At 52.4% G+C, this 2,829-nt stretch carries 3 protein-coding genes; all 3 read left to right on the forward strand.

All coding sequences use genetic code 11. The features are described from left to right. Positions 1–1,735: ATP-binding protein (locus tag Q0628_RS07265; protein ID WP_298769599.1), on the forward strand; the 1,735-nt coding region annotated here is incomplete at its 5' end. Continuing rightward, entirely contained in the window at positions 1,735–2,109 is a 375-nt protein-coding gene (locus tag Q0628_RS07270) for a response regulator (RefSeq protein ID WP_298769601.1), read from the forward strand. The genes Q0628_RS07265 and Q0628_RS07270, both read left to right, overlap by 1 nt. A 9-nt stretch (positions 2,110–2,118) precedes the next feature. Next, positions 2,119–2,829, forward strand: a 711-nt coding sequence (locus Q0628_RS07275; RefSeq protein WP_298769603.1) for a sigma 54-interacting transcriptional regulator, incomplete at its 3' end; no start/stop codon positions are given.

The following is a 2,829-nucleotide window of genomic DNA, read 5'->3' on the forward strand; positions in this document are numbered from 1 at the left end:
GGCGGTACTGTTCGACTTCGTAATTCCGCTGGTCAAGGGCTATGGCGCCTGGAATGGCGGTTTCCAGTTCTTTGTGTGGCACCAGTTCCTGACGCTGTTCTTATCGGTTCTTTGCGGCCAGTACTATACCTCGGCCAGGTTCCGCGATATGGGTGCCTACTGGTTCTTGCAGAAGCTGATCAACAAGATTGAAGACGGAATCATCTATTATGACGAAGCCGGAAAAATCAAGGCGGTAAATCACGGCGCAACCAAGTTGCTCGGCCAGTCTTCTATTAGTTTGTGTGGAAGGTCCATCAAGAACGTGCTCCCGCCGAACCTCGACTTTTTCAGGGAGACGGTGTATAGCGATGTGCGCATGAACATCAACGGCGAAACCCATGTGATGAAGATTTATTTCTTCAAGTGCCGCCAGACGTTGATGACGATTGTGAATATCGCGTTTTTCATGGACCAGTCCAAGACGCTTTTGCTGCAGCAGAACCTGAAAACCTTGAACGAGCAGTACGTGGAATACACGCATGACCTGGTGCGCTATCAGGACCGCTTGAACAAGGAAGCCTCTATCAAGGTCGAAAAGGAAAACGTGCTGAACACGCTGATTAACGCCTTGCCGTTTAGAGTGTGGTACAAGAGCGAACTCGGCGTTTACCAGAAGCAGAACCGCTTGGACTTGGAAAAACGCGGCTCGCGCGAGGGTGCCCGCGACAACGACGAAGATATTTCGGTCTACGAAAAGGAAGCCCGCGAAAAGGGCGAAGTCAAGGTGTACACCTCGTTCGAGGACAAGGACGGCGCCGAGATTTCGCAGGACGAAGCGAACCGCCTTACGGGTATGGGCGAACTGGTGCAGACCTTCGACAACATGTATATCCCGATTCTGCAGGCGGGCAAGGCTCCTTACAAGACGCTTTGCCTCAAGGTCGACATGACCGAGCAGCGCAGGCTCGAACAGGAACGGAACATGTTGCGCGAACAGAAGTTCATTCATTCTCGCCTCGAAGAACTGGGAACCATTTGCGGCGCGTTTGCGCACGACTACAACAACATTTTGGGCTCGCAGCTCGGCTTCCTGGAAATTGCTCAGGAAGTGATTGAAGACAAGCAGTCGCAAGTGTACACGTTTATTTCGGAAGCGAAAAAGGCCGCCCAGCGCGGCAAGGATTCGCTCAACGAACTGCTGAATGCCATTCGCGGCAATGCGAACGCGGCAACGCCTGCAATCGTGTTCTCGCCTTACATGATTATCGAAGACGTTGTCCGCAAGATTTCGTTGACCTTGCCGCCTAACGTGAAGGTGCATAGCGAAGAACTCGACAAGAGCCTCAAGGTCCGTGGCATTGTGGCGTCTCTCGACCGCATTATCAGTAACCTCGCCAACAACGCCCTGTTCGCCATGAAAGAAACGGGCGGCGGTTCGCTGACCTTCAAACTTTATCCTGAAGTTCTCGAATCCCAGCTGGTAACGCCCTATGCTCCGCCGGTACCTGCGGGCAGTTATGCCAAGTTCGAAATCTCCGATACGGGTACGGGCATGGATTCGGGCACCCTGGAACGTATTTTTGCGCCGTTTTTCACGACAAAGGCCCCCGGCGAAGGCCTGGGACTTGGTCTATCTTCTGCCTTAAGGCTGTTAAAAGAGGGAAATGCCTACTTTACGGTGCAGACAACTCTGGGCGAAGGAACTACATTTTATCTATATTGGCCAATTGAAACTGAAACGAAGGAGGGCTAGTGCCTACGATCCTGATTATTGATGACGACGAGCAGTTTAATTTGATGCTCAAGTCCGCTCTTGAAATCAAGGGCTACAATGTGGAAACGGCTAAGAACGGTAAGGAAGCCAAGGCTCTTTACCAGAATAAGACCTATGACGTGATCATTACCGACATCATTATGCCGGATGTCGATGGTTACGAAGGGATTTTGGACCTGCGCCGCTTGAACATGAGTGACCGCACTATCGCCGTGAGCGGTGGTGGCCGTACCTCTGCCGAAGACTATCTGATGACTGCCCAGCACTTTGATGCCGCGGCAACCTTCAACAAGCCTGTGGACTTGCAAGCCCTTCGCGCGAAGGTCGAAGAAATCATCAAGAGCCATTCGTAGTAGGTCGCGATGAACATCCTGATCGCGGACTTGGATCAGAAATTTATCGGCGATATCCAGCACTCTTGGTCGGTTGCGGGGACAACCTTGTTCACCTGCACCCGCGAAAGTGACCTCATGCCCATCGTCAAGAAGAATTCGATAGACCTTGCGTTTATCGAAGTTCCTTTCTTAATGCAAGACAACATGGACATGGTGAGCTTTTTAAAGGAACGCCACCCTGGAATCGAAATCTTTGTACTGTGCGATGACCGCAACTGGCAAGGGGCCGCCTCTGCAATTACCCGCGGCGCAAACACCTTCCTCAAAAAGCCCATTTCAATTTCGCAGCTGGAATCGACGGCGCAAAAGGTACACGCTCAGATTTTAAACAAGTCCAATACCCAGCTCATGGAATCCCAGGTGCTGGACGGCCTTTTGGGGAATACCCCCGAAATGCGCAAGATTCTAAAGACCGTCTACAAGGTCGCTCCCACGAACAGCACCGTGCTCATTACCGGCGAATCCGGCTCGGGCAAGGAATTCCTTGCAAACGTCATTCACCGCTACAGCAAGCGCGCCGCCGAGCCCTTTGTGGCGGTAAACTGCGGCGCGATTCCCGAGAACCTGGTCGAAAGTGAACTTTTCGGAAGTAAGAAGGGCTCGTTTACGGGAGCGACTGCCGACAAGAAGGGCCTCTTTGAATCGGCAAACGGGGGCACCCTGTTCCTCGATGAGGTT

The organism is uncultured Fibrobacter sp. (assembly GCF_937877005.1).
In the GTDB taxonomy this organism is placed as follows: Bacteria; Fibrobacterota; Fibrobacteria; order Fibrobacterales; family Fibrobacteraceae; genus Fibrobacter.